Source organism: Streptomyces sp. NPDC054840 (genome assembly GCF_053611065.1).
The window spans coordinates 1-3,343 of record NZ_JBSGZP010000746.1 but is presented as its reverse complement, the minus strand read 5'-3'; the positions used below and the strand labels follow the sequence as shown (position 1 = coordinate 3,343).

The window sequence follows — 3,343 nt, the reverse complement described above, 5'->3', positions numbered from 1 at the left end:
GCCGGGGCCCTCGTCATTCACTCCACAGGCTCAGCGGCCCGCGATCACCCGAAGGGCGGAGGAGCCGGAGATCAGCTGCCGTTCGACAGGTTGCCCGAGAGGACCGGGATGTTGTCCAGGATGTGCGAGAGCGGCTCGTCGCCCTTGGCCTGGGTCGAGTTCTCGGTGCACTGCTGGTTCTGCGGGTTGGACAGGACGTTGATGTCCTGGACGCCGACGTTGAGCGCGGCGACCAGCGACTGGGCGTTGACCTTCGCCGGCAGGCCGATGCAGGGCTTGTTGAGGGTGCCCTGGACCACGCTGAGCTGCGGGCTCATGTCGCCGTGGGTCTTCTGGTTGCCGTAGACCTGCTGAGCACCGTTGCCGTTGACGGTGTTGACCCCGTTGTCGTTGCCGATGGCCATGGCCGGGGCCGCGGCGGCAGCGCCAGCGCCGATCGCAACGGCGGAGACCGCGGCGGCGGTCATGAACTTCTTGAACATCTTGATCCTTCTGTCGCACGAGTGCCCGCTGATGGAGCGCCCTGGTCAACTGGCCGGCCAGAGGGTTGGTTCCGCTGCTTCACTCAAACGGCCTGCCGTGTCGAGGTTTTCCCCACCCAGGGTGAGCGGGCTCCGGACGCCTGCGCGAAGCCCGTACGCAGCAGGCACCGCTCCGGGTTCCGGTTGCGCTCCGTACGAGGCGTTCGCACGGTGGGTGAGCAAGCGGCTCGTCCAGGTCCGCTTCCGTGTCCCCACCGCGAAGGAACATCCATGCACCGCACGAAGCTGCCGTCCCGCGCCCGTCTCCTCGTCCCGTCGGCCCTCGCCGTCGTCATACTGTCCGGCGCGGCTGCCCCCGCGGGCGCCGCGCAGGGTGACGGCTCCGCGGCTCTCACCGATCGGGTGGCCTCCGTTCAGCAGCAGATCGAGAAGATCGAGCGGCGTGCGGCGGCCGCCGGCCCCATCGACGATCTCCTGGCGGGCCTCACCAAGACCCTTGAGGGCCTTCTCGCGACCGTCGGAGACCTGTTGCCTTCCGGGGTGCAGCTGCCGCCGATCGAGCTGCCGAAGCTGCCGGACATCGAGCTTCCCGAGCTTCCCGATCCGTCCGGCCTCATCCCCAAGCTGCCGCCGGTGGAGCTGCCGCCGGTGGACGCCCTGCCCGCGGTGCCGGACGCCCCGGCGGTCCCGGACATTCCCGCGATTCCCGCACTTCCGGACAGTCCGCCCCTCCCGTAGGGCTGGTGTCGGCCGGTAACCCGTCGGACGGTTACGACAATTGAGCCGAACAGGTCTCATCGTGCGCGTGACCGTGTCGTCTGGGAAGCTGGACCGTTTCGCTCGGTGTGAGCCCCGGATCGGGGCAGAACATCGAACAGAAGGTGCACTTCCCATGAACTCTGCCAAGAAGGCCGCCCTGGTCCTGGCCACCGCTGGACTCGCTGCGGCCGGTGCCGCCGGCTCCGCCGCCGCCGACGCGTCGGCCGAGGGCGCGGCCGTGGGCTCCCCCGGCGTCCTGTCCGGCAACCTGGCCCAGGTGCCGGTGCACGTCCCGGTCAACGTCTGCGGCAACACCGTGAACGTCATCGGCCTGCTGAACCCGGCGTTCGGCAACACCTGCGTCAACGCCTGACGAAGCGCTTCCGCCCGCGAGGGCAAGCCTCCTCGGGGTGGCCTCGGAGTGCACGGCGGTGCACTCCGGGGCCACCTCCGATTCCACACCGGCCATGGCGCCGGTAGACAGGGAAGGACCCATGCGACAGGTACTGAGCCGACAGGTACTGGGCAAGGGGGTGCTCACGGCGGCAGCCGCGTCGAGTCTGCTGTCGATCGCGACCGGCGCGGCCTACGCGCACCCCGGAGCGAGCGCCGAGGCCTCGCATTCGCCGGGCGTGCTGGCCGGCAACAGCGTCTCGGTACCGATCACCTTCGCGCCGAACGTGTGCGGCAACAGCGTGGACGGCGGTGCGGCGCTCAACCCTGCGATGGGGAACACGTGCGCCACCGACACCGGTTCGCACACGGACGACGGCTACGACTACGGGCGCTACCTCAGCCCCGAGAACGCCGAGGCCTTCGAGCGCTACCTCGACGAGCGCGAGGGCCGGCACACGGTCCCGGAGCAGCGCCACGGATCGCCGCGCCACGCGGGCGGGTACGAGCAGCCCCGGCAGGAGCAGGCCCGCCACGAGCAGCCCCGGCAGGAGGGACCGCGGCACGCCAAGCCGCGCCACGAGGAGCCCCGCCACGAGGGCGGTTACAGCGGCCCCGGCGAGCAGCGGGGCAAGGTGGAGTGCGCCGACCACCCCGAGTCGTCCCCGCCGCCCCCGCCGGCGCACCACGCTCCCCCCGCACCCGAACGGCCGCACCCCATGCCGCAACCGGTGGAGGAGCACCCGGCCCCGCTGCCCACCCCGGAACCGGTCCAGGAGGTGCCCGCGCCGCCGGCCGAGGAGCCGCCACACACGCTCCCCGCCCCGGCACCGGTCGAGGAGGCGCCACACACGCTCCCCGCCCCGGCACCGGTCGAGGAGGCGCCACACACGCTCCCCGCCCCGGCACCGGTCGAGGAGGCGCCACACACGCTCCCCGCCCCGGCGCCCGTCCCGGCGGCCGCGCCCGTACAGCCGCCGGCCCCCGCTCCGGCGCACGTGACCGGGCCCATGCTGGCCGAGACCGGCGCGGGGCAACCCGCGGCCGCGGCGGCCCTCGCCAGCGCCCTGATCCTGGGCGGCGCCATTCTGTACCGGCGGTCGCGCGTCTCCTGACCGGCAATACCGGTAATCGGAATAAATATCGGCCGGAGAATGCCTCGTCGGATTCTCCGGCCGCTGTCATGCCCCCACCACTCGACCGGGTACGCGTACGCGTTTCCGTAGCGGCGGGGAATCGTTACCCAGGGGGAAAGCGGCGCGACGGTCGCCGCTGACGCCTCTGTCCACGAAAGAAGAGGATTTCGATAATGAAGCTCACGAAGGTCGCCGCTGTCGTCGTCGGCTCCGTCGCCGCCCTCGGCGCCTCCGCCACCGCCTTCGCCGCCGAGCCCGCGGCCGCGATGCCCCCCATGAGCCTGACCGGCGGGGTGACCGAGACGCTGAACGCCGTCGGGCCCGTCTCCGAGTCACTTCCGCAGACCGTCGGCAACGGGCTGGCCGAGCAGGGCGACACCGTCAACAAGGTCGTGGGTACCGCCCAGAAGGTCAACAAGGTCCGTAACGACGTCCCCGGCACCGTGCTCGGTCTCGCGAACGGCGCCACCCAGGGGTCCCCGATGCTCGGCGGCGTGAAGCTCAACGGCGGCCAGGGCTGAACCGCCCCGGCTGACCACCCGCCGACACGACTGTGGGCGCCACCGGCAAGGC

At 71.6% G+C, this 3,343-nt stretch carries 5 protein-coding genes; 4 read left to right on the top strand and 1 reads right to left on the bottom strand.

Annotated elements, in window-relative coordinates; all coding sequences use genetic code 11:
* Positions 1-71 precede the first annotated feature (71 nt).
* Positions 72-482 carry a rodlin gene (locus ACWGIU_RS33330; protein ID WP_453711841.1) on the bottom strand — a complete coding sequence of 137 codons (411 nt, stop codon included), beginning with the start codon at positions 480-482 and terminating at the stop codon, positions 72-74.
* Between the two features lie 270 nt (positions 483-752).
* Here ACWGIU_RS33330 and ACWGIU_RS33325 point away from each other — a divergent pair, with 270 nt between their 5' ends.
* The 4 genes from ACWGIU_RS33325 (at position 753) to ACWGIU_RS33310 (ending at position 3,291) form a co-directional block, all read left to right on the top strand.
* Positions 753-1,220: a hypothetical protein gene (locus ACWGIU_RS33325; protein ID WP_453711840.1), complete on the top strand. Its 468-nt coding sequence runs from the start codon at positions 753-755 to the stop codon at positions 1,218-1,220.
* Between the two features lie 154 nt (positions 1,221-1,374).
* Entirely contained in the window at positions 1,375-1,614 is a 240-nt protein-coding gene (locus tag ACWGIU_RS33320; RefSeq protein ID WP_453711839.1) for a chaplin, read from the top strand.
* A gap of 121 nt (positions 1,615-1,735) precedes the next feature.
* Positions 1,736-2,749 (top strand): chaplin family protein, encoded by a 1,014-nt coding sequence (locus tag ACWGIU_RS33315; protein WP_453711838.1) that lies wholly within the window; start codon positions 1,736-1,738, stop codon positions 2,747-2,749.
* 194 nt (positions 2,750-2,943) lie between these two features.
* Complete coding sequence (locus tag ACWGIU_RS33310; protein WP_453711837.1) at positions 2,944-3,291, top strand: hypothetical protein; 348 nt, start codon at positions 2,944-2,946, stop codon at positions 3,289-3,291.
* Positions 3,292-3,343: the final 52 nt, after the last annotated feature.

Excerpts from the sequence above, each read along its gene's own strand:
- ACWGIU_RS33315 (WP_453711838.1), top strand. The coding sequence starts at position 1,736 with ATGCGACAGGTACTGAGCCGACAGGTACTGGGCAAGGGGGTGCTCACG.
- ACWGIU_RS33330 (WP_453711841.1), bottom strand. The coding sequence starts at position 482 with ATGTTCAAGAAGTTCATGACCGCCGCCGCGGTCTCCGCCGTTGCGATC.
- ACWGIU_RS33325 (WP_453711840.1), top strand. The coding sequence starts at position 753 with ATGCACCGCACGAAGCTGCCGTCCCGCGCCCGTCTCCTCGTCCCGTCG.
- ACWGIU_RS33320 (WP_453711839.1), top strand. The coding sequence starts at position 1,375 with ATGAACTCTGCCAAGAAGGCCGCCCTGGTCCTGGCCACCGCTGGACTC.
- ACWGIU_RS33310 (WP_453711837.1), top strand. The coding sequence starts at position 2,944 with ATGAAGCTCACGAAGGTCGCCGCTGTCGTCGTCGGCTCCGTCGCCGCC.